The following is a 24,787-nucleotide window of genomic DNA, read 5'->3' on the forward strand; positions in this document are numbered from 1 at the left end:
TTATTGACCGTAAAATGAAACAAATAGTTTACAATTATGTTTCGAGTAATTCTTAAAGTCTTGCAGTACGTCAATAATAATTTAATAAGAAAAAGGCATCATGATGTTTAAGAAAAAGATAATTTCAACAGCCATACTCGCTGCAATGGGTACCGTTACGCTTCCTCACCAAAGCTACGCTGCAGAAACCGTTGCCGATGAAGATGTAGAAATAATACAAATAACAGGCATTAGAGGTTCATTGCAGCGCTCTATGGATGTTAAACGCGATTCTTCTGGTATTGTCGATGCAATTTCGGCTGAGGATATGGGGAAATTTCCTGATACCAATCTTGCTGAATCACTACAACGTATTACCGGCGTATCAATAGATAGAGCGGGCGGTGAAGGTAGCCGCGTAACAGTACGTGGATTTGGACCTGCTAATAACTTAATTACAATTAATGGCCGCCAACTTCCAAATACAACAGGTGACCGTACATTTGATTTTGCAAATGTCGCATCTGAAAGCGTATCGGGCGTGCAAGTTTATAAAACATCAGACGCAAGTGTTACTTCAGGTGGCATTGGTGCAACTATAAACTTAACAACCAACAGACCCTTAAATAGCCCAGGTATAAAAGCATCGTTTGGCGTTAAAGCTGTAGACGATCAATCTACCGACGAGGGTAGCATTACACCAGAGGTAAGCGGTTTATATTCGCAAACATTTGGGGATGACAAGTTTGGTATTTCGATTTCAGGTAGCTACCAAGACCGTGAAAGCGGTATGCAACAGTTTATTCAAGATCAAGGCTACAGAGCATCTGATTACACAAATACAGGATGGGGCGGCGTACCTGCAGGCGCAGAAGGCGGAACAAACAGACCTACATCAGGCATTTACTCAAACCCGCAACAACCACGTTATGTGTTTGAAGAGCGTCAACGTGAACGTGTAAATGGTCAGTTGGTATTTCAATATCAACCTGTTGAAAATATTACAGCAACCCTTGATTACACGGGCTTTAAAACAACCGTTGAAGAGCAGCACACTGATGCTTCAGTATGGTTTAACTACGCTGGCGACAGAAGTGAATCTGTTTGGGCGGGCGAGCCTAACGCGTACCCACTTATTTACTCAGAAATTTATGACATACAAAGTGATGCCGACTACCGCGATACGTCGCTTACGGTAGGTTCTTGGGGTCGCGAAGAAAAAACAGATTCATTAGGCTTTAACCTAGAATGGGCGGTATCGGATCAGCTTAACCTAGAATTTGATCATCACAGTTCAAAAGCATCAATGAAAGCAACTGATCCACGCCACGGTACACGTAATAATATTCAGTTACCTTCGTACACACGTACGCGCTCTGGGCTTGATTTAACTGGCGATTTACCCGGTATTGCAATTGGTAACATCGAAAACTTTAACCCAAGCACTATGCGCTTATCGGGTAGCTGGTTTGCAAATGATAAATACGATTCAGAAATCGATCAAACACAAATCTCAGGTGACTACTACATTGACGACAACCTAAGCATCGACTTTGGTGTTGCGGTTAACAAAGTAAATAACCATTATCGTCATACCCAAGTACAACGCCCAGATTGGGGTGGTGTTGGTGTTGAGGGCGACTTTGCTGATATTGATTGGCGCCAAGATACTATTTTAGATAAGTTTCAAGCTAAAGCGGGTAACTTTGAAGGCACTGCAACACAAGGCGAATACGATTTATTTAATACAATCTTTTTTGCCGACTTTGATACGATTGTAAATGCTGCCGAGTTTGCTGACCCTGTTGCTAACGTAGATAACCTTTACGGTGATTGTAAAGCAGCCGACGGCGCAGCGGCAGGACCAAACGGGGAAGGACAATTTTGTGCCTCAACCGATTGGGATGCAGCAACAAACCGCTTTACTGAAGAAAAAACGCAGTCTGCTTTTGCACAAGTAAATTACAAAGGCGAATTGAGCGGCATGTTCTTCGATCTACAAGTTGGCTTACGCTACGAAAAAACAGACGTATATTCTAAAGCAACCGCACCCGGCTACAGCCGCGTAGAATGGAACGAAGATACAGCCACATCAGTAACGGGTGTTACCGGTATTGAAACGCTAAGCCAATCGGCAGATTACAGCCAGTTCCTGCCAAATATTAATTTTAATATTGAAGTTGTTGAAGATGTAATGATTCGCGCAGCAGCAAGCAAAACTATTTCAAGAGCGGGTTATGGTCAGCTGCAAGGCGGCACAACTATTAATACCGGCGGTAGTTTAAGTGGTTATTCGGGTGGGTCTGGTAATCCAGGACTTAAACCGCTTGAATCAATTAACTACGACTTATCAAGTGAATGGTATTACGGCGAAGGAAGCTATATTTCGTTTGGTTACTTTAAAAAAGACGTAACAAACTGGATAACTACAGGCACTATCGACTCAAATATATTTAACTTAGCGGATCCATTAAATGGTGAAAAATTTAGAGCTGCATCAAGTGCTCTAGGTGGTAATGCATCTAACGAAGACATCAGAAATTACATATTTGAAAACTTTGCGGATGATCCAAATGTGCAACCTAAATTTGATGAAGATGGTGAGTTAGACGGCGGCACAATTGTTGGTGACCCAGACTCAGATGATCCAATTAACTTTAGAATAAACGTGCCTGTAAATGGCGACCAAGAATACACCATTGATGGATTTGAATTTAATATTCAGCACTTATTTGGTGAGTCAGGCTTTGGCGGTATTTTTAACTACACCATGGTTGACTCGGGTCTTGAATACGACAACGATTCGCTAGAGGATACAGAAGCACTCGTAGGGTTAAGTGATACTGCAAACGTGGTGTTCTTTTACGATAAAGAAGGCTTACAAGCACGTATTGCGTATAACTGGCGCGACTCGTTTTTAAATGAACGTCGTGTAAATGGCGATTTAACCGCACCAATTTACACCGATGAGTATTACCAAATAGACTTTAACGTAAGTTACGAAGTACCAGCAGTAGAGGGACTTACTGTATTTATTGAAGGTATAAACATTACCGACGAGTACGTAACATCGTACGGGCGTAAGCAACAGTTGATTTATAACATCACTCAAACAGGCTCTCGTTACGGTTTAGGTGTTCGTTATAATTTTTAATAAATTACCCTTGTAGCAACCTTATAAAAGCCGCATTTTGCGGCTTTTTTATTTGCCTAAATTAACCTAGTAATAATAATATCCAGCTGTTATAGTCAATGTGAATTTAACTTATTAGTTACATTTAATGTGTAGCAATAGGTAAAGGCACACAACAACAATTGGAGCACACAATCCATGGCCAATCATGCATTATTAAATAATGTTGAACATCAGCATTTAAAAATAAACCCTGCACGCAGCACACACCTAGGTGACGGGGTTTGGTACAGCGAAACATTTGTGAGTGAATTTAGAGTCGCTCAAGCACATTACCCAATATTTTTTACCAAAGACGATACAACAAATACATTTTCGCCGGTGTGTTTATACGGCATAAACAAAGACGAAAACTTATTTTTAGTAAACCAACAATGGCAAGCACACTACATTCCGCTCAGCATGCAGCGACTGCCTTTTGCTATTGCGACTCAAAATACAATGCAAAACGGTGTAGCAACGCAAGAGCGCATGCTTAGTATTGATTTAGACTCGCCAAAAGTGTCAACAAAGCAGGGTATTAGCCTCTTTTTAGAACACGGCGGGAATAGTGATTACCTCGAAAATATAATAAACGTGCTCGACAGCCTTCATCACGGCCTACAACAAAACCAGCCCTTTATTAAAACCTTAATTAAATATGGTTTGCTTGAATCGGTATCGCTAGAGCTTGATTTAGTAAACGGGCTTAAACATAACTTACTTGGTTTTTACACCATAAACGAAGAGTCGCTTAACCAGCTAAGTAGCGATGCAATTACACAGCTGCATTCGCAAGGATATTTAGCGTGTATATACATGATCATTGCATCGCAAGTACATGTGCGTGATTTAGTGGCGCTTAAAAACGAGCAACTTATGCTACAAAAGCACGCTGTGTAAGTACTTAGCTATGGAAAGTTTAGCAAATAATATTCAAACGCTGAGTGGCTTAACTCCCAGTACGTTACCCAAGGAGCTTTTAAACTCGCCTGTGCCTATTGTACTAAAAGGGTTTGTAAGCGATTGGCCCTTAGTTATTGCTGCTAAAAAGTCAGACAGTGCAGCGATTGATTATTTAACGCCGTTTTACGAAGGTTTTTTAGTTAATACTTGCACAATACCCGCCAGTCAAAGCGGGGTTGTAGGGTATAACCCCGATATGAGCGGTTTTAATTTTACTAATCAGCAAGCTGCATTTATTAATGCGCTTGAGCAAATAACGCAAAGTGCAAATAGCCCACAAGCCGACACTTTATACATTGGCTCTACCAGCATTGCACAGTGCTTACCTGCTTTGGTTAAACACTGCCATGTTAACGCATTAAGCGAAGGCTGTTTATTTAATGTATGGGCAGGCGGAAAGGTTACCGTACCAGCACATTACGACGTAGCGCAAAATTTAGCATGTTGTGTTGCAGGTAAAAGGCGTTTTACTTTATTTGCCCCCGATCAAATAGATAATTTATACATAGGCCCGCTTGATAAAGCACCCGGTGGTCAGCCAATAAGCTTAACCACCACAACTGCGCCCAACTTCACGCAATACCCTAAGTTTGAGCAAGCAATAAAAGCGGCAATTACCGTTGATCTTGAAGCCGGCGATGCCCTTATATTACCCAGCATGTGGTGGCACCAAGTAGAGGGGCTTGGCAGTTTAAATATACTGTTTAATTATTGGTTTAAAAATACGCCTGCGGTGTATGGGCAGCCTACTAATGCGTTGCACCTTGCTATTTTAAACATACGTAATTTACCAAAACATGAGCGAGCAGCATGGCAACGCTTGTTTAATTACTATGTATTTGCTGATAACGAATTTACCCACATACCAGAGCCCGCACAGGCTATTTTAACAAAGCCAATGGATGAGCTAACAGCGCGTAAATTAAGAGCCGAATTACAAAATAAATTAAGACGCTAAGCGTACTTGTAAGGTTTGAATTATGAATCAAAATGCAATTAAAAAAATAGTAATAGCAGGTGGCGGCACCGCTGGTTGGATGTGCAGCGCTGCAATGGCAAAGCTGCTAGGTAAAAATATTGAAATATGCTTGGTTGAATCCGATTTAATACCTACCGTAGGGGTCGGGGAGTCAACTATTCCTACGCTGCATATATTTCACGATTTACTAAAAATTAGCGAATCAGAATTTATGGCAGCCACTAATGCCACGTTTAAGTTAGGCATATCGTTTGAGGGCTGGAAACAAAACCAGCAAAGCTACTTTCACTCATTTGGTTATGTGGGGCAAGGTTGTTGGGCTGCAGGTTTTCAGCACTTTTGGCTAAAAGGTATGCAACAAGGTGTAGCAGCCGATATTGGTGATTATTGCACAGAGCACGTAGCAAGTCGCTTGGGTAAATTTGCCGTAGTGCCGAATCAAGACCGTAACCATGCTTATCAGTTAGATGCCGGTTTGTACGCTAAGTTTTTACGAAATTTTGCACAGCAAAACGGCGCTAAACGTATAGAAGGCATGATAAGCAAAGTTAACTTAGAGCCCAATAATGGCTTTATAAAATCGCTTACTTTAGGTGACGGGCAAATTATTGAGGGCGATTTATTTATAGATTGCACCGGCTTTAAAGGTTTATTAATAGAGCAAGCGCTACACACCGGATACGAAGATTGGAGCCATTGGCTCCCGTGCGACAGCGCAGTAGCAGTACAAACCGAATTAGTAAGCCCAATAGTGCCATATACGCGTGCAATGGCACATAAATGTGGTTGGCAGTGGCAAATACCGCTGCAAAGCCGCCGTGGTAATGGCTTAGTGTTTTGTAGTAAATACATGAGCGATGATGAGGCAAAAACAGCGCTCCTTAATAACGTAGAAGGCAAACCTATTAATGAGCCGCGCGTTATTAAATACCGCACCGGTACACGGCGTAAACATTGGAACAAAAACTGTGTTGCTATTGGCTTGGCAAGTGGTTTTATTGAGCCGCTTGAATCAACCAGTATTCATTTAATTCAGCAAAGCATTATTAGATTAATGCAAAACATGCCAACCAAGGCAATTGAGTCGTGTTATCAAGATGACTTTAATAACAAAATGCGCTTTGAGGCGGAAAATATCCGCGACTTTATTGTACTGCATTACCACGTAACGCAGCGCACCGACAGCGACTTTTGGCGTTACTGTAAAAATATGCCAATACCAGAGTCGCTCGCTAAACGCCTTGAGCTATTTAAACAAAGCGGGCATGTTTATAAAGCAGAGCAAGAGCTATTTGGCGAAGCATCGTGGTTACAAGTGATGTTAGGGCAAGGGCTAGTGCCGCAAAATTATCACCCCATTGTAGATAGCATGAGCGATGATGAGCTTAAACGATTTTTAGAATCAATAAAAAATCATGTGGCTAAAAAAGCAAATAGCTTACCGAGTCACATTGATTTTATTAATCATTATTGCAAGGCTAAGTAAGTATTATGCTAACACTTGGCAATAACTTACAGCCAGAGTATGAGTTTATAGGGCAAGAGCAAACGCCAATTATTATAATTGACGACTACCTTAGTGAGCCGCAAAAACTTATAAAATTAGCGCAAAGTGCTGCTCAAAGTAATGGAGAGTTTAAACCCGACGAACTCACTCAATACCCAGGTTTACGTATGCCGCTGCCAAAGCAATGTGTGGTTGATTACTTAAAGCCTCTTATACAGGGGTTTTATAACGTATTTAATATTGGGCAAACACTTACCCCATACCCAAAAGATAATGCCTTATCGTTAATTACTAAAACGGAGCAGCAGCTATCACCAATACAAACCTTGCCACACTTTGATACCAACGATCCTAACCTAATTGCCATTATTCATTACCTTGGAGAGGGGCCGCATGGCGGAACGGGGTTTTTTAGGCATAAAAAAACAGGGTTTGAAACAATAAGCACAAAGCGCAAAAACACGTATTTAACGCATGCTCAACACATTCTTGAGTGCAGTAACACAAAACCTAGTTACTGCACCCCACAGCACAGTGAGTTTGAATGCTACAAGCACATACCCTACAAGCCAAATAGGCTTATTGTGTTTCCTGGGTATTTGCTGCACACCAGTTTACTTAATACAGCCACCGATATTTCACCGTGTCCACAAACAGGGCGGTTAACGGCCAATATGTTTGTTCATTTTAAATAGGAATACTATGTTTTTTTCTTTACCTAGATTCGCATATAAGGGTTGGCTATTAAGCTTTGTTGTATTGGCGCTGAGTATGGCAACAGTGCAAAAAAGTCATGCTACAGGGTTTGATACCCTCCCTAAAAAGCAATTTAATGTGCTGCTATTTACAAAAACCGCAGGGTGGCACCATAAGTCGCAAACCGAAGGCGTTAAAGCGCTAGAAGGCTTAGCCGATAAGCACTTTTTTAATTTAATTTGGCACGAAGAAAGCCATTATTTTAACGACGATTACTTAAAAAATGTTGATGTAGTAGTGTTTTTATCAACCACAGGCGATATTTTAAACCCAAAAGAGCAAGCCGCGCTTGAACGATTTGTAAAAGCAGGTAAAGGCTTTGTGGGTATTCATAGCGCATCAGACACCGAATACGATTGGCTGTGGTATCAAAAGCTGGTGGGGCGCACCTTTAACATTCATCCTGTTATTCAAACCGGTGTATTAAGCAAAGTGCCTAATACTAACTTTATTGGCTTAAGCCATATGCCGCAGGAAATGCTTTGGACTGACGAGTGGTACGAGTTTGGGCCAGAGCTCACTAAGTTAAACTACTTACTCACGGTTGATGAGCAAACTTACAACCCAACTGCCGATTGGGGTAATAACAAAACAGGCTCAGGCATGGGATCGTTTCATCCTATTTCGTGGTATCACAATTACGATGGCGGCCGCTCATTTTATACCGCTCTTGGGCATACTAATGCGGTGTATAGCAGTGAGTTTTTAACCGAACATATTTATGGCGGTATTTATTGGGCTGCAACAGGTAAAGGGTTAAAAAGCAGTAATTAATGAATAACTCATAAATGTACTTTTTAGTTTTATTTACATCGTTCAAGGCCGCTTTTTTAAGCGGCCTTTTGCATTTTAGGCACTGTTTAAACACCTCACTCATTTCACTTAGTTTATAAAATAAACAAATAATTTTGAGAATTGCTTGATCAAATGGTCAAGAGGACTATATTAAATTTGCACGCTGATATAATTCAAATAAAGAGGATAAACATGAAAGTATTTTTTAAAATAACAACTTTATTGTTAACACTAATAAGCTATCAATCACTTGCTGCATTTAATAATAACCCATCGAGTGTAGGCGCCGACAGTTCAGGGACATACCGTAACCTCGCACAAGAAATGGGTAAAACAAATATACAGCAAAAGGTGAATAGTACTTTTGACAATATGTTTGGCTATAACAACACTCAACAACTTTACTACCCGTACACCGAAAACGGTGTTTATAAAGCACACTACATAAAAGCAATTAACCCAGACGAAGGCGACGATATAAGAACAGAAGGGCAATCGTGGGGAATGACCGCCGCTGTTATGCTCTACAAGCAAGAAGAATTTGATAACCTATGGCGCTTTGCTAAAGCGTATCAAAAAAATCCAGACAATCACCCTGATGTAAAAAAACAAGGCGTTTACGCGTGGAAACTAAAGCTTAATCAAAACGGCTTTGTTTATAAAGTGGATGAGGGCCCCGCTCCCGATGGTGAAGAGTACTTTGCGTTTGCACTACTTAATGCCTCTGCTCGTTGGGGGAATTCGGGTGAGTTTAACTACTACAACGATGCCATTACCATGTTAAACACAATTAAAAATAAGCTGATGGAAAACCAAATAATCCGCTTTTCACCTTACATTGATAACCTAACAGACCCTTCTTATCACATACCTGCGTTTTATGACTACTTTGCAAATAACGTAACTAACCAAGCCGACAAAAATTACTGGCGACAAGTGGCTACAAAAAGTAGAACCTTACTTAAAAACCATTTTACAAAAGTGAATGATAATCCGCATTGGAACTTACCTACATTTTTATCGCGCTTAGATGGCAGCCCTGTTATTGGCTACATTTTTAACGGCCAAGCAAACCCAGGTCAATGGTATGAGTTTGATGCATGGCGCGTAATTATGAATGTTGGCTTAGACGCGCATTTAATGGGTGCTCAAGCGTGGCATAAAAGCGCAGTAAATAAAGCACTGGGCTTTTTAAGTTATGCAAAAACTAACAACAGTAATAACTGTTACGAGCAAGTGTATTCGTACGGTGGAGCGCAAAACAAAGGCTGTGCAGGCGAAGGTCAAAAAGCCGCGAATGCAGTAGCGTTACTTGCTTCAACAAACGCTGGGCAAGCAAATGAGTTTTTTAACGAATTTTGGTCTTTATCGCAACCAACGGGTGACTACCGTTACTATAATGGTTCGTTATATATGTTAGCTATGCTGCATGTATCGGGCAATTTTAAGTTTTATAACAACACGTTTAATTAAAATAACGGTGCCTAAGTAGCAAAAATCTAAGTAGCAAAAGCTTAGGCAGCAAAAACTTAAATAATAAAAAACCGGTGTAACCAAGTTACACCGGTTTTTGTGCTTAACGAGTGAGCTTAACTTTCCCTTTAATAAGTTACTTAACTAATTTAGCTAATTAGCCAAACCCGCTACTTTTACATCAAGCGTAAACAAGCCCTTAGCGGTGGTTATTAATAATGTTTTGCGATTTTTACCACCAAACGCAAGGTTGGTTACATTAGGGCCCAGTTCAATTTTATCGATAAGTAAGCCGCTTGGCGTGTAAATATTAATAACGCCTTCTTTGTGGCTGCTAACGTAAATATTGCCAGCAGAGTCTACTTTTATACCATCGGGCGAGGTTACTTTAATAAAGTCTTCGCGCGGTGAAATATCACCGTTTTCATCGATAGTGTATTTGCTTACGCGGTTGCTAAAGTCGCCAACATAAAGGGTACGTTGATCGGGCGAGAGCGCAACACCGTTGGGCTTTTCAAGAGTAGCGTCAATTAAACTAAGTACGCCTGTATTGCTTAACTTATACACACCAGTATAAGGCATTTGTTGAGTGCGTTCGCCTATTTGCCAGTTAGGATCGGTAAAAAATATATCGCCATTTTTATGCATAGTCATATCGTTTGGCGAGCTAAAGCTTAGCCCATCAAACTCGCTAACTATTACGGTATTAGTTTTACTTTTTATATTAATTTTAGAAAGCGACTGCGTACTATGGTTAAGCGTATAGAGGTTCTGCCCTTTGGCATACAAGCCGTTTGTACCACTGTGTTTTAAATAAGTGGTGAGGGTATTGGGCAGCACTAATTTATAAATGGTCGAATCAGGGCCAAGTGCTTGCGAGCTAGCAAAGTTCATTTCTGAAAAATAAAACGCATTGTCTTGGCTTGACCACGTTGGGCCTTCTAAAAATAATAAATTGTCACTAACGAGTGTGGGTGTTACGCCCTTTATTAATGGCGACTGCTCATTGCTTTGGCTGTTTACAGCGTTTAACAAAGGTGTATTTTCAGGTTGTTGTGCCAGCGCTGCTTTATTAAAAAAGAGCATTAATACAACTAGGCTTAGCGTTTTTTTGTGTGTTTTTAGCATAGACGTTTACTCAGGTTTGTTTAATTTATAATTAATGGTCATTTTGACTATATCATTTATTTTTTTCGTTGTATGATATTTATCGAAAATAATAACGATTCAACGGAGCACACACATGCATAAAAAACACACACTCAGCCTGCTTTTACTTGCAGGATCATTAAGCGTAAACGCTGCACAAGACCAAGGTCTTAAAAACACCTTTGCAGACTCATTTAAAATGGGGGTTGCTGTAAATCAAGATATAGTGACAGGCAAAAACGCAGCCGCGCAGTCAATTATTGCTAAGCAATTTAATACAGTCACCCTAGAAAACGCCATGAAAGCAGAAGTAATTTACCCACAGCAAGGTAAGGTCGATTTTAGTGGTGCAGATGCATTTATAGATTTTGCCAAGCAAAATAACATGTTTACCGTAGCCCACACCTTAGTGTGGCATAACCAAACGCCTGACTGGTTTTTTACAAATAGCAAAAATGAGCCAAATACCCCAGCAGAGCAGTTAGAGCAAATGCGCAAACACATAGAGCTGGTAGCAGGGCGCTATAAAAACAAAGTAGATGCATGGGACGTAGTTAACGAAGTAATTGCTGATGACGGCTCTTATCGCCCAACTGTGTGGGTTAACCGCGTAGGTGATGGCGATACAATGGTAAAAGCCGCGTTTAAATACGCCCAGCAGTATTCACCTAATACCGAGCTTTACTACAACGACTTTAATGCATGGCGACCAGAAAAAAGAGACGGCATTATACGTATGATCAAAATGTTGCAAAAAGAAGGTATTCGAATCGATGGCATTGGCATACAAGCGCACTGGGGGCTTAACTTTCCTAAAATGCAATATATTGAACAAGCCATTGATGCATACGCCGCGCTGGGTATAAAAGTGATGATCACCGAGCTTGATATAGACGTGCTGCCTTTAACAAAAGAAGGGCAGATTACCGGCACCGATATGATGAAACCACAGTTTCAGTTAGAAGAGTTTGAAACCTACCTCGACCCATACAAAAATGGCTTACCTAGCGACGTAGAGGCGCAATTAAACGCCCGTTATAAAGCCTTGTTTGAACTGTTTTACGCAAAACGCGACAAGATAGACCGCGTAACCTTTTGGGGATTACACGATGGTATGTCGTGGAAAAACGACTACCCAATCCCAAACAGAACAAACTACCCGTTGTTATGGGATCGTAATTTAAATCCTAAACCGATTATTAAAACAATTGCTGATGTAGTTCAGTAAGCAATTTAATGTGTAAAATGTAAAGCCGAGTGTTTTTAAATACTCGGCTTTTTTGTGTTTGAAGTTGTTACAAAGAAAAATAATGAGCAACCGCTTCACTAACTTAGCTAGTTAGTGATTTTAAATATCCTGATTTTACGCAAGTGTTATACGTTCAGATACCACTATGCCTTTTATAAAAGTATTCACCTTACGATTTAACCACCTAGGCAAATATAAAAGTAGAACAAATTTTAATCTTGATACTTATTGTTAATTAGACTATAACAGTGTTGGTTTTAGGTTAATTTAATGATGATATATTCACACACACGATATAGAACAGTAAAAATTTAATTTAAACCTTAACTATAACTAATTGATTATTAGCTTCTCTTTGTGGTTTTTTACAAGGTGAATATTAATAATTAAAGAGATATTACAATAATAAATATAGATGACAGTCTATTTTTACTAGTAAGTTGTAGTCATATTGAATAATAGATAGTTTGAAAGTGTTGTAAAAAACACTTTGAGCATATTTATTCACTTAAATGACGTTTATTGCATCTAGTTAAAAAACGACTCATTTATTGCTTTAGTCTAAGGAATAAAAAATGAAAAGATCGATTTTTCGTAACACCGGATTAGTGACCTTAGTGTCGCTATTAGTGGCGTGCGGGGGTAATAAAAGTGATACGCAGATACCTGAAGTACAAATACCGGAAGTGGTAGCACCTGATACTCCAGAGCCTGAAGCCCCAATTGCGGCTGAAATAGTTAATGGTGGATTAGAGGAAGACACTGCAGGTCAAACAACGCCCGTCGGAAATTGGGTATTTAGACCTGTTCAAGAATTAAGCGCTTCTTCAACTATAGAAGTAATTGAATCACAAGAAGGCATTAATACCTATAAAGGGACAAAAGCGGTAGAGGTTATCGTTAGTGAATTAGGTGATAACCCTTGGGGTATTGAAATAGCTTATGAGGACATTCCTGTCACTGGAGGTAAAAATTATGAGTTTAGTGTTTGGGCCAAAGGTGAAGAGGGAACCAGTGCCGATTTTTGGATTCAAACACCCGCACCAGATTACGGTCAACTTAGCCTGGTAAAAGAAACACTCACAGGCGAGTGGCAAAAAATTACATTAACAGCCGCAACAGCCGAAGCTGACTCTTTAGTAAGGCTGGCAATTCACTTTTCAAAAGAAGAGAATATTAACAAGTCTATATACCTAGACGAATTTTCAGGCTTTATTTTAGACGATGTACCAGCACAAGAAATACCTGATGTTCAATACAGCGAAGTAACAGCACAAAGTTTAAAAGCATTGGCACCTAATTTTAATATTGGCGTGGCTGTGCCAGCGGGTGGTTTTGGTAACAGCGTAATAGACAGACCAGAGATTAAAACGATTATTGAACAACACTTTAATCAGCTCTCTGCTGAAAATATTATGAAGCCTACCTATTTACAACCAACCCAAGGCGAATTTTTTTACGATGATTCTGATGAGCTAGTTAACTACGCCAAAGACAACTCACTCACGGTACATGGCCATGTTTTTGTGTGGCACTCGCAAATTGCGCCTTGGATGCAGAGCTTTCAAGGTGATAAAGCCGCGTGGATAACCATGATGGAAAATCACATCACTCAAGTTGCCACTCATTTTGAAGAAGAAGGCGATAACGATACCGTCGTTAGCTGGGATGTAGTTAACGAAGCGTTTATGGAAAATGGTAAATACCGTGGTGAAAAAACCACTGACGACAGCGCCGACGAATCTGTATGGTTTGAAAATATAGGAGCCGAATTTTTACCATTAGCCTATAAAGCAGCAAGAGCTGCCGACCCCGATGCAGACTTATACTACAACGATTACAACCTGATTTGGAATGCCGATAAATTAGATGCCGTTATATCTATGGTTAACGATTTTCAAAACAATGGCGTGCCTATTGATGGCATAGGTTTTCAATCTCATATTTCACTCAACAGCCCTGATATTTCAACCATTCAGGCACATCTTCAAAAAGTGGTCGATATTCGCCCTAAAATTAAAGTGAAAATTACCGAGCTAGATGTTCGTATGAACAACGAAGGCGGCATTCCTCTAACTTACCTAACCAGTGAAAGAGCAGATGAACAAAAGCAGTACTACTACGATATTGTTAAAACATACCTAGAAACTGTACCTGAAGATCAACGCGGTGGTATTACAATTTGGGGCGTAATTGACGAGGATAGCTGGTTACAAAACTGGCCAGAGCCGACAACAGAATGGCCACTGTTATTTTTTAATGACTTTACTGCAAAGCCTGCCTTACAAGGATTTGCTAATGCATTAAAAGAGCTAATTGAAGTAGCTGAGCCAGCACCTTCCTCGGAGCTGCTAACCAATGGCGACTTTGAAGCAGGACTTGATTCATGGCAAGCCCGTGGCAATGCAAGCATAACCTTAGAGTCAACCCAAACTCACAGTGGCAATAATAGCGCTTTAGTACAAGGGCGAACAGAAACATGGAATGGGTTACAAAAAGATGTAAAAGGCTTATTTAGCGCAGGTAAAACGTATAACGTATCTGCATGGGTTAAGTTATCTGACGATACCAGTACCGTTTCACCAGATATAAAACTCACACTACAAATAGAGCACACTAGCACTGAATACCTTGAGTTGACGCCTGTTACAACCGTTGCAGCAGGTGACTGGGTACAGTTATCAGGTACTTATACTCATTCAATTACAACGCAGGAAAGCGCCGCTTTACTTTATGTTGAGTCAAACGAACTCATGGCAGACTTTTATGTGGATGATATATCGGTGACTTTGGTCGAATAATAAACCTACCTAAAAGTAATTAATCCCAAATTAAATAGTCTGTATTTTTATACAGACTATTTTTTTGCGTGTGTTTTTTTGTTTGTGCATGATGCAGCAGGTTAATCAGCATTACCTTTTGAGGTGGCTTAATAGCATGCCTTGATAAACGATTACCTAATACCAAACAAAGTGTCCAATACGATGGGGTTGCGATTAAAACCCTAAACCGATTATTAAAATAATTTCTGATGTAGTTCAGTAAACCGCATTTTGTAGTCAAAGCCGAGTATTTAAAAATACTCGGCTTTTTAGGAAGTTTTAAATAGATAGCAGTACGTAAATAAATATATCAAGCCATCGTTTAAAGTCTTTCAAAACCCTCATATTAAGTTTTAATTACGATTTTCGTACAATAAGTAGGCTTTATAAATGATTGAATCAAAATGGGAACTCAGATACTGTTAATGCCTAATTTTAAATAGGTTCACATATAAGACCATGGACTTTTGGGTATTATATCTCACGCATATTAATGACAAACTTTAAAGCTTTTATTTGAAAAGATAACAATTTAAATCATAAGGATAGTGAATTGCTACATTTACCTAATAGAACAAAAACTCTTCTAGAAAAAAGCACTGCATTAAAAGCTTTTGTGTATTCGAGTATTTCCAATTTGACACCTTGGATTAGTGATAATAAGCCAATCTTTTTTCCAGAATACACAGATCATGGGTTTACTCATTTAAATGAGGTGTTGTTAACTGCGGATAGTATTACCTCAGATGAAAGTTGGAAATACCTCACTCCAAACGATGCAGCTGCAATGATTATATCTGTCTTGTTACATGATTGTGCAATGCATATTACAGAGGATGGATTCTATGGCTTAATACAAGATAAATTCCCTAAAATTGAATCTCGCCATACTAATTCAGAGAAAAGTTGGAGCGAGGTATGGAATGATTATTTTTCTGAGGCAAAAAGGTTTGATTCGAAGAAACTTCATTCAATTTTTGGTGATACTGTCCCTGTCAAAAACATCCCAACAAGTAAAATTGATTTAACAACAAGAGATAAATTACTTATTGGGGAGTTTATTCGCAGGCACCATGCAAGAATGGCGCATGAAATTGCTTTTTATGGTGTACCAGGAGTTGACGGTGAAACTGTCAAGTTAGGTGAGGAGCCGCAGAGTAACTTCTTAGATTTATGTGGCTTTATTGCTAGAAGTCACCATTTAGGATTACGTCAAGCCGTGGATATGATAGAAAAGAATACGAGGAGAGTACATTTAGATACACACGTGCCATTCATTATGCTTCTTTTAAGAATTTCTGATTATATCCAAATACATGGGGAACGAGCTCCTAATCAGTTATTACATTTGAAAACTCTAATAAGTCCAACTTCTATAGGTGAATGGAAAAAACACGATTCAATTATTGGTATACATCAAGAGCATGACGACCCTGAAGCAATTTATGTTGATGCAGAACCAAGCGATGCAATTACATATGAAGAATTAAAAAAGCTTTTTACTGGCATTCAGTCAGAGCTTGACCTTTCATGGTCTGTACTGGGAGAGGTTTATGGAAAATCACCACACCTTAAAAATTTCGCTATTAAAATTAGAAGAATCAGGTCTTCTTTAGATTCTTTCGATGAATTTATAACTAATAAAAAACCTAAATATATTCCCAAAGTTCTTAGTTTTAGAACCGCTGACTCTGAAATGATGGAATTATTGATAGCTCCACTCTATGGGGATAAACCTGAGATAGGGATAAGGGAACTAGTTCAAAACTCTATCGATGCCTGCTCAGAGCTTAAAGATACTCTTATAAAAAATGGTCGTTCATTTAGCCACGAGTCAGATTTTGATGTTTCGATCACTCTCGATATTAAAGATGGTAATAGTAAAATTGTAATTGAAGATTATGGTATAGGAATGACTCTAGATGTAATTGAGAATTATTTTTTAAATATAGGGGCTTCATTCCGAAATAGTGATCGATGGAAAAAAGATCATGAAACTGAAGGTCATTCTAATGTTTATAGGACAGGAAGGTTTGGCATAGGATTATTGGCAGCATACCTTCTCGGAGATGAACTAGAAGTTGAAACTAGACATATCAGTCAAGCTGAAAACAAAGCTCTCCAATTTAAATGTAATAAAGGTTCTGAAAAAATTATAGTATCTAATATTGATTTTCATATAGGAACCAGAATCACAATTAGTATAAATGATCATGTAAGAGATATCTTATTGGATAATGAGGACTTATGGGATTGGTTCTGCCTTTCATCTCCAAAAGTTATTAGGAAAATAGTTAAAAATTCAGAAGAAAAGCATTTAGAACAACTTAGAACTGTGCCGAATTCAGATTCAAATTTAGGTGACAGTTCATGGAATAGAACAGCGGCGGATGGCTATGATGATATTTTATGGACATACGAGAAGATAAAAAAGAGGAAAAATGGACGTTCAGGTAATCATTTGATATGTAATGGTATAGTTGTTACCGATGAATTGTCTTTAGCTCATTTTGATATTTCTAGTAAAATTGGACTCATTGATGTTAGTACACCTTCTATTAATGTATTTGATCAAGATGGTCGTCTACCTATTAATTTAGAACGCTCTGATTTGGTAGGCCGTTATTTACCCTTTCAGCATGAATTATCTAAAGATTTATCTCATTACTTAGCAAAAAATTTAATTTCATTTATTAAAAACCTTGGTCCTATAAGACTAGAGAAAAGTTTAATTAATAAGTTAACTAATATTTCTGTAGAGGGGCTTAAAAGTTTTAATAATTACCAGTTATCTGATGTGTCAAAAATGCTTTTTAAGGATAATAAACTGATACCATTAGATTATGAATTAATTGAAAATATGGAAGTTAATACTATTTATGTTGATGCAATTAATTTAAGTGAAAATAGAGGTTCATTCACATCTCCTGAATTTGTTAAAAAATGCGATTCCTACCTTTTTGTAGAAAAAATAACTGATGCTAAATCTAGCCGAACATCATTTATAAGAACATTTTTTGAATTTCATGAACACCACTGGTTACTTAAAAGTGGTATTTCTGCATTACCAATATGTGGAAGAAGGATATTAATTAAAAAAACAGATGTTAAAGATCTTGTTGCACCTGGTTATGTTCCAAGAACTTTTTGGAATAGATTAGAATGTGAGTGGAGTAATGATGATTGGGTTTTAATGTCTATTGGTAGTACCCCTGAAATGGATCTAGATTTGGAAAAGCTTACTAGTGATCTAAATAAGTCTAAATCGTTCGGCTTCATAAGTTGTTATTTAGACTGGGACAACATTGTTGACGATAAAGAACCTTCATTTTTTTCAAGAGCTTGGCTAAAAGAAAATGGTCAGTTACCGTACATGAAAAATGATTAATACACACGTTTCAAATTTCTGCTAACAGACTATATAAATAATTTGAAGAAACAGCCTGATCTAATATCAGGCTGTTTTATTTCCTCTAAAAGCGAAGCGTCTCTTAACCTCTTAGTGCATAATTCACTTAATCTATTTCACTTAAAAACTAAAAAATCAAACCTACTTAGCCTGATACCTCACTACCACAAACTTAAGTGGCACATCGCCGTTGTTATAAATCCCGTGTAGGTCATTAGGGGCTGCAAATAAAATATCCCCGGTGAGTGCTGGTTGGCTTTTGCCATTAAGTGTCCAGGTACCTGAGCCCTCAAGAATCATTAAGTATTCTTCATCGGGATGCTGGTGGGCGGGGTGTATTTCGTTATTAGGTTTAATAACCGCCACACCTGTAATAGCGCCTTTGGTAAGTGATGTATCGCCGTAAAAGTAGGTATGAAAATCACCGCCTTCGTAGTGAGTAATGTGCGCGTCTTTTTGGCTCACTATAGATGAGGTAAGTTGCTTGGGTTTATCTGCTGCGCTGACAGGTAATGCAGTAATTATTGCAGAAGTTAATGCAGCAGTTAATGCGACCGTTAATGCAAAGGTGCCTGCGGCTTTTAGTGATAAAGTGTTTGTTGTGTTTTTCATGTGTGTCCTTGCTAATTTATTTACTAATTATCTTGCTAGTTAGGTATGCAATTAAGAAATGTGTGCTGTGTTATTTTTGTTCAGTCTATTTTAATAAAACGTTGTTGTCAAAAAGACTATATGGTGTTAAGTTTACCTTGCACACTAAAAAACACACAACAGGTACATCATGCATAAAAATAAACTAACGATTGCTATTTTATTAGGAATGTCGAGCCTTGCACTTGGCTGTAATGGCTCAGCAGAGCAAAGTAAACCGACTTTAAAAGCACAAAAAGCGCCGGTACAATTAACGCTTAAAGCGCAATTTAAAGACCATTTTAAAATTGGTACAGCGATTAGCCGCGACCAAGTATTAGGGGCTTTGCCTGAAGATTTAAACGTGGCTAAAGCGCAATTTAATACCTTTACGCCAGAAAATTCTATGAAGTGGGAGCGTATACACCCAGAGCCACAAACGTATGATTTTGAAGCCGCTGATGCGTTAGTTCAGTACGCACAAGAGAACAACCAAGAGTTAGTTGGGCATACATTAGTGTGGCATTCGCAAACCCCTGATTGGGTTTTTGAAGACGAGCAGGGCGAACCGCTAACCCGCGATGCATTACTTAAGCGCATGCAAAACCATATTAATGCTGTTGCAGGGCGTTATAAAAACCGTATTTTTGCATGGGACGTTGTAAACGAAGCATTAAACGAAGACGGCACACTGCGTGAATCTAAATGGAGCACTATTATTGGTGACGACTTTATAGAATACGCGTTTAAATACGCTAAGCAGGCAGCGCCTAATGCCAAGCTGTATTACAACGACTACAACTTGTATAAGCCAGAAAAAAGAGCCGGTGCAATTGCGCTTATTAAAAATTTACAAAGCAAAGGCATTGAAATAGATGGCATTGGCATGCAAGCGCATTATTCGCTTGATAACCCAGAGCTGTCGTTAATGGAAGACTCTATTGTGGCATATGCTGCAACGGGTATTGATGTGATGATAACCGAGCTTGATATTTCAGTATTGCCGTTCCCTGAAGGTGAAGAGCAAGGCGCTGATATTTCGTTAGATATTGCGCTACAAGAGCGCTTTAACCCATACCCTAATGGTTTACCGAACGAAGTAAATACCCAGTTAGGCGAGCGCTATAAAGCCGTGTTTAACATACTTAAAAAGCATGACGATAAAGTAAGCCGCGTAACATTTTGGGGTATAAGCGATGCAGGCACTTGGCGTAACGATTGGCCAATGCAAGGGCGCACCGATTACCCATTATTAATTGACCGTGAGCTAAAACTTAAAAGCTTTGTAAGCGATTTATAATAGTAAAAAACATTTAACCTCCCGTAAAGGATCGCTTAATAGCGATCCTTTTTTGGTTTTAAGCGCTTAAAATAGCTATTTTTGATAGGTTTATTATTAAGATTTCAAGTTAGTTAAGCAGTAACTAATATGCGTTTGCAAAGGCACTTGTGGTGTTAAATAGCTAAATGGGAAGAGTGGGTTATTAGGGCTGTCGGGGCAAAATTGCGGCTCTAGGCAAATACCGTCATGTGCATTAAAAGGACTTTTTAAATGCTGCCCCGTATATACCTGAATAGCAGGGTAGTTAGAAAGACACTCAGCATTACCTTTTCATCAGCACTTGTAAGCTCAGCGTGTTGCTTATTGGTTTGCAGGTTAAGTGTTTGTTCGGTTACAAAGTTATGATCGAGTTTATCGGTTTTATTGAGCACGCGCGCATCTATGTAGTCAAAAGGCGTATTGGCTACAGGGGCTATTAAACCTGTGGGAATTGCGTGCGAATTTATGGGCGTATAATGCGCGGCGGCCAATTTTAATATATGCCCTTGTGCGCTGTTAGTAATGCCATTTAAATTAAAATACGGGTGTGATGTAGGCCCTGCAATGGTTTTTTTATTACTGGTAATTGTAAATTTAATATCAAGATTACTCTCGTTTTTACTGCTAGTGGTAAAGCTGTACAGCACATTAAATGTGGTTTTACCTGGGTAGCCGTTGTAACCATCGGGTAGGGTAATACTTAAACTTAATGCATTTTTGTGATGATAATCGAGCTGCCAAAACAAGTCGCTTAATGCTTTATGCCCGCCATGAAGTTGGTTATTGCCTTCGTTTTTATTAAGCGCATAAGCTTTATTATCAATGTGTATTTGGGCGTTACTTAGCCTATTTGCATAAGGGCCGGCTACTGCGCCTAAGTAAAACGTGTCATTTAAATAGTCATTAATATTAGAATAGCCAAGTACAATATTTCGTTTTTTATTATCAACATGGGTAACCCAGCTGGTAAGCCGGGCACCGTAGTTAATAATAGAAATAGTGTCGTTTACCTCATTACTTAGCGTGTATTGAACAAGTGAAGTTGTCATGTTGGTTACTCTTTTAATTGTTCGTTCTAGCTTTTTTAATTTCTTCTTTTACGATTGGATACAGATCGTATGTTGGATAAAACTCAGTGCTGTAGGCTTTCCAACCATAACGTTCAATCGATAAATTTACTTTTGGTAATAACGCTGCTGGAAAGCGCAAAGTAACTACTTGCCCTATGCCCATCATTACTTTCCAAGATTCTACTGTTGCGCCTTCTGGCGGGAAGTGTTTGTAAAAGTTAGCGTTGTTGAGTATTTCTTTTATTTCAGAGAGGTTTTTTGATTGGTCGTGCTTTAAAAAAATCGTCAGCATTAGTTCATCATTTTGAGCGTCATTTGCCCATGCGTTAAAACTAGTGCTTGCACTAAAAAGCATAATTAATAGTAAGTATTTCATCATATTCCTTAAATTTAAAAATGCGCTAAGCATTGGGATACTTAGCGCATTAATTGGATAAAATTGTATTTTTAAGAGTATTAAGCGTTGGCTTTAATTAACGCTTGCGCGGTGCTCACTACGTTTTTGGTGGTAAAGCCAAAGTGCGCTAATAACACGTTACCTGGCGCCGACTCACCAAAAGTGCTCATACCAATTACTTTGCCTTGTAAGCCTACATATTTAAGCCAGTAATCTTGATGTGATGTTTCAATTGCAATACGGTTTGCTACCGAGTTTGGTAATACACTTTGCTTGTAATCGTCTGATTGTAGATCAAACAATGTGGTGCTTGGCATTGAAACCACACGCACGGCAACGCCTTGTTCTGTTAGCTCTTTAGCGGCTTGCATTGCTAAATCAACCTCAGAGCCAGTTGCAATTAAAATAAGCTCAGGCGTTTTATTGCTTTCGCTAAGAATGTAGCCGCCTTTTTCTATATCGCTAATTTGCTGTGTGCTACGTGGCTGGTGGTTTAGCCCTTGGCGGCTAAAAATAAGCGCAGTAGGTTGCTGCTGATTTTGTATCGCGTTTTTCCACGAAACGGCGGTTTCTACTGCATCACACGGGCGCCATGTGACTAGGTTTGGCGTCATACGTAGGTTGGCTAGTTGCTCAATAGGTTGATGAGTCGGGCCGTCTTCACCTTGGCCAATAGAGTCGTGGGTATACACAAATATATTTTGAATACCCATAAGTGCCGACATTCTTACTGCGTTACGGGCGTATTCCATAAACATTAAAAATGTAGCACCGTAATTAATAAAACCACTGTGCAGTGATATGCCATTCATAATGCCGCTCATACCAAACTCGCGCACACCATAAAACAGGTAATTACCGCTGGCGTCATCAGCGCTTATGCCTTTAGATCCAGACCAAAGCGTTAAGTTAGAGCCGGCTAAATCGGCAGAGCCACCCAGTAACTCTGGTAAATGCGGGGCAAAGGCTTCAATGGTGTTTTGCGAGGCTTTTCGGCTGGCAATATTAGCAGCGTCTTTGTTGCACTGTGCAATGTAGTCATTTGCAATTGTTTCAAAGTTTTCAGGCAGGTTGCGTTTAATTACGCGACGCTCAAATTCTTTGCCAAGCTCTGGGTGGCTTTTGGTGTAGTCGCTAAACAGTTGCTGCCATTGTTTTTGTTTTTTATCACCGCTTTGTTTAGCGTCCCAATGGGCGTAAATATCATCACTGATACTAAATGCTTCATTTGGTAGGTTTAAGAATTTACGTGCAGCAGTTATTTCGTCATTACCTAATGGCGAGCCATGGCAGTCGTGCGAGCCTGATTTATTTGGCGAGCCAAAACCAATCACGGTTTTACAACACAGTAGAGTAGGTTTATCGCTTACTTGTTTTGCTTGTGCAATGGCGTTGGCAATTTGCTCTGGGTCGTGGCCGTCTATATCTTTTATTACATGCCAGCCGTAAGCATCAAAGCGTTTAGCGGTGTCGTCGGTAAACCAGCCCTCAACGTGTCCGTCGATAGATATGCCGTTATCGTCCCAAAAAGCAATAAGTTTACCCAGGCCTAATGTGCCTGCAAGCGAACATGCTTCGTGCGATATACCTTCCATTAAACAGCCATCGCCCATAAAACAGTAAGTGTAATGATCAACAATATCAAAACTCTCTTTGTTAAATTGTGCTGCTAGGGCTTTTTCGGCAATAGCCATACCTACGGCATTTGATAAACCGGCGCCAAGCGGACCTGTGGTTGTTTCAACACCTGGGGTATAACCATATTCAGGGTGACCTGGGGTTTTTGAATGCATTTGTCTAAATTGTTTAAGCTCACTAAGTGGTAGTTCGTACCCGCTTAAATGCAATAAAGAATAAATAAGCATAGATCCGTGACCGTTACTGAGTACAAAGCGGTCTCGGTTTGGCCACTTTGGATCGTTTGGATTGTGGTTTAAAAAATCGTTCCACAGTACTTCGGCTATATCGGCCATACCCATAGGTGCGCCCGGATGCCCTGAGTTTGCTTGTTGTACCGCATCCATACTGAGTGCGCGAATAGCATTTGCAAAAGGCGCACGAGAAGAAAGCTGAGTCATGTATTACCTCAAATAAAATTAAAAAAGCCCGCACGTAATGTGGCAGGCTTGAGGGAAATTAGTGTAGTAGGTCTTCAACCAATTTAGCCAAAATACGCTGGTCTTTGGCAAAGTTACGAATGCCTTCACCGAGTTTTTCGCAGGCCATTGCATCTTCGTTGTGCTGCCATAAAAACTGCTGATGGGTAAGCTCGGTTATTTCACTTCGCGGCGCTTTTGTTATGTTTGCAGCGTCAAGTTTAGTAACCAGTTCACCTTCTTGGCTTTGTAAACTATTTAACAGTGATGGCGAAATAGTAAGTAAATCACAGCCAGCAAGTTCGATTATTTCTTCAATGTTTCTAAAGCTTGCGCCCATTACCACGGTTTTATAATCGTACTTTTTGTAATACTGATAAATACCAGTAACCGATTGCACACCAGGATCTTCACTTGGGGTGTACTCTTTATTATCGCGGGCTTTGTACCAATCAAGAATACGCCCAACAAACGGAGATATAAGCGTTACGTTAGCTTGTGCGCACGCAATGGCTTGAGCCATCGAAAAAAGCAGCGTTAAGTTACACTTAATGCCTTCTTTTTCTAACTGCTCGGCGGCTTTAATGCCTTCCCATGTTGAAGCAAGTTTAATAAGTACGCGGTCTTTTGAAATACCCGCTTGCTCGTAAAGTGAAATAAGCTTACGCCCTTTGGCAATACTTGCTTGGGTATCAAACGATAAACGCGCATCTACTTCGCTTGATATACGCCCAGGTATTACTTTTAGTATTTCACAGCCAAAGTTAACAATTAGTTGGTCGCAAATAGCGTCAACGTCGTTGCCAGCTTTGCTTATAGCATCACTAATTAAATGTTTATACTGAGGTAATTTTGCAGCTTGTAAAATTAACGAAGGGTTGGTTGTTGCATCAACCGGTTGTAGAGCTTTGATTGACTCTACATCGCCACTGTCGGCAACGACCGTGGTTACTTTTTTGAGTTGTTCTAACAAGTTCATAATGATGTACGCCTCGGCTTTAAAACCGAGGCGATGTC

Annotated in this window: 16 protein-coding genes and 1 pseudogene; 11 read left to right on the top strand and 6 right to left on the bottom strand. The window is 39.4% G+C overall.

All coding sequences use genetic code 11. The features are described from left to right. Window positions 1-103 precede the first annotated feature (103 nt). The 7 genes from I6F66_RS07895 to I6F66_RS07925 all read left to right on the top strand — a co-directional run bounded on the left by I6F66_RS07895 (window position 104) and on the right by I6F66_RS07925 (window position 9,627). Window positions 104-3,133, top strand: coding sequence for a TonB-dependent receptor (locus I6F66_RS07895; RefSeq protein WP_197209047.1), 3,030 nt, complete (start codon window positions 104-106; stop codon window positions 3,131-3,133). Window positions 3,134-3,310: 177 nt separating this feature from the next. Then, on the top strand, window positions 3,311-4,054 hold the full coding sequence (locus I6F66_RS07900; protein WP_197209048.1) for a SapC family protein: 744 nt from the start codon (window positions 3,311-3,313) through the stop codon (window positions 4,052-4,054). 10 nt (window positions 4,055-4,064) lie between these two features. Continuing rightward, window positions 4,065-5,075, top strand: a complete 1,011-nt coding sequence (locus I6F66_RS07905; RefSeq protein ID WP_197209049.1) for a cupin-like domain-containing protein — start codon at window positions 4,065-4,067, stop codon at window positions 5,073-5,075. 22 nt (window positions 5,076-5,097) lie between these two features. Next, entirely contained in the window at window positions 5,098-6,582 is a 1,485-nt protein-coding gene (locus I6F66_RS07910) for a tryptophan halogenase family protein (protein WP_197209050.1), read from the top strand. A gap of 5 nt (window positions 6,583-6,587) precedes the next feature. Further along, the gene (locus tag I6F66_RS07915; RefSeq protein ID WP_024611073.1) at window positions 6,588-7,298 is read left to right on the top strand and encodes a DUF6445 family protein; all 711 of its coding nucleotides are present in this window, start codon (window positions 6,588-6,590) and stop codon (window positions 7,296-7,298) included. A 7-nt stretch (window positions 7,299-7,305) separates the two neighbouring features. Continuing rightward, a complete protein-coding gene (locus I6F66_RS07920; RefSeq protein WP_024611074.1) occupies window positions 7,306-8,133 on the top strand; it encodes a ThuA domain-containing protein in 828 nt (275 codons plus the stop codon). 213 nt (window positions 8,134-8,346) lie between these two features. Continuing rightward, window positions 8,347-9,627 (top strand): glycosyl hydrolase family 8, encoded by a 1,281-nt coding sequence (locus tag I6F66_RS07925; RefSeq protein ID WP_197209051.1) that lies wholly within the window; start codon window positions 8,347-8,349, stop codon window positions 9,625-9,627. A gap of 153 nt (window positions 9,628-9,780) precedes the next feature. Here I6F66_RS07925 and I6F66_RS07930 read toward each other — a convergent pair whose 3' ends face one another. After that, window positions 9,781-10,755, bottom strand: a complete 975-nt coding sequence (locus I6F66_RS07930) for an SMP-30/gluconolactonase/LRE family protein (protein ID WP_197178077.1) — start codon at window positions 10,753-10,755, stop codon at window positions 9,781-9,783. A 115-nt stretch (window positions 10,756-10,870) separates the two neighbouring features. Here I6F66_RS07930 and I6F66_RS07935 point away from each other — a divergent pair, with 115 nt between their 5' ends. From I6F66_RS07935 to I6F66_RS07945, 3 genes are all read left to right on the top strand, one after another. Next, a complete protein-coding gene (locus I6F66_RS07935) occupies window positions 10,871-12,004 on the top strand; it encodes an endo-1,4-beta-xylanase (RefSeq protein ID WP_197159491.1) in 1,134 nt (377 codons plus the stop codon). Window positions 12,005-12,600: 596 nt separating this feature from the next. Then, window positions 12,601-14,826 (top strand): endo-1,4-beta-xylanase, encoded by a 2,226-nt coding sequence (locus tag I6F66_RS07940; RefSeq protein WP_197209052.1) that lies wholly within the window; start codon window positions 12,601-12,603, stop codon window positions 14,824-14,826. A 574-nt stretch (window positions 14,827-15,400) separates the two neighbouring features. Then, window positions 15,401-18,235, top strand: a complete 2,835-nt coding sequence (locus I6F66_RS07945) for an ATP-binding protein (protein ID WP_197209053.1) — start codon at window positions 15,401-15,403, stop codon at window positions 18,233-18,235. 162 nt (window positions 18,236-18,397) lie between these two features. Here the strand turns inward: I6F66_RS07945 and I6F66_RS07950 are convergent, their stop codons facing one another. Next, window positions 18,398-18,868 carry a cupin domain-containing protein gene (locus I6F66_RS07950; protein ID WP_231611854.1) on the bottom strand — a complete coding sequence of 157 codons (471 nt, stop codon included), beginning with the start codon at window positions 18,866-18,868 and terminating at the stop codon, window positions 18,398-18,400. 169 nt (window positions 18,869-19,037) lie between these two features. On the opposite strand from I6F66_RS07950, the gene I6F66_RS07955 reads away from it, so the two are divergent. Beyond that, the gene (locus tag I6F66_RS07955) at window positions 19,038-20,186 is read left to right on the top strand and encodes an endo-1,4-beta-xylanase (protein WP_197209054.1); all 1,149 of its coding nucleotides are present in this window, start codon (window positions 19,038-19,040) and stop codon (window positions 20,184-20,186) included. A gap of 96 nt (window positions 20,187-20,282) precedes the next feature. Here the strand turns inward: I6F66_RS07955 and I6F66_RS07960 are convergent. The 4 genes and pseudogenes from I6F66_RS07960 to tal form a co-directional block, all read right to left on the bottom strand. Then, a pseudogene (locus I6F66_RS07960) lies at window positions 20,283-21,256 on the bottom strand (aldose epimerase family protein). A gap of 13 nt (window positions 21,257-21,269) precedes the next feature. Further along, window positions 21,270-21,653 carry a hypothetical protein gene (locus I6F66_RS07965; RefSeq protein ID WP_197209055.1) on the bottom strand — a complete coding sequence of 128 codons (384 nt, stop codon included), beginning with the start codon at window positions 21,651-21,653 and terminating at the stop codon, window positions 21,270-21,272. 80 nt (window positions 21,654-21,733) lie between these two features. Then, window positions 21,734-23,752, bottom strand: a complete 2,019-nt coding sequence (tkt, locus tag I6F66_RS07970; RefSeq protein ID WP_197209056.1) for a transketolase — start codon at window positions 23,750-23,752, stop codon at window positions 21,734-21,736. Window positions 23,753-23,810: 58 nt separating this feature from the next. Next, window positions 23,811-24,749, bottom strand: a complete 939-nt coding sequence (tal, locus tag I6F66_RS07975; RefSeq protein WP_197209057.1) for a transaldolase — start codon at window positions 24,747-24,749, stop codon at window positions 23,811-23,813. Window positions 24,750-24,787: the final 38 nt, after the last annotated feature.

This window comes from Pseudoalteromonas sp. NZS100_1, assembly GCF_015864285.1.
GTDB classification, from domain to species: Bacteria; Pseudomonadota; Gammaproteobacteria; order Enterobacterales; family Alteromonadaceae; genus Pseudoalteromonas; species Pseudoalteromonas arctica.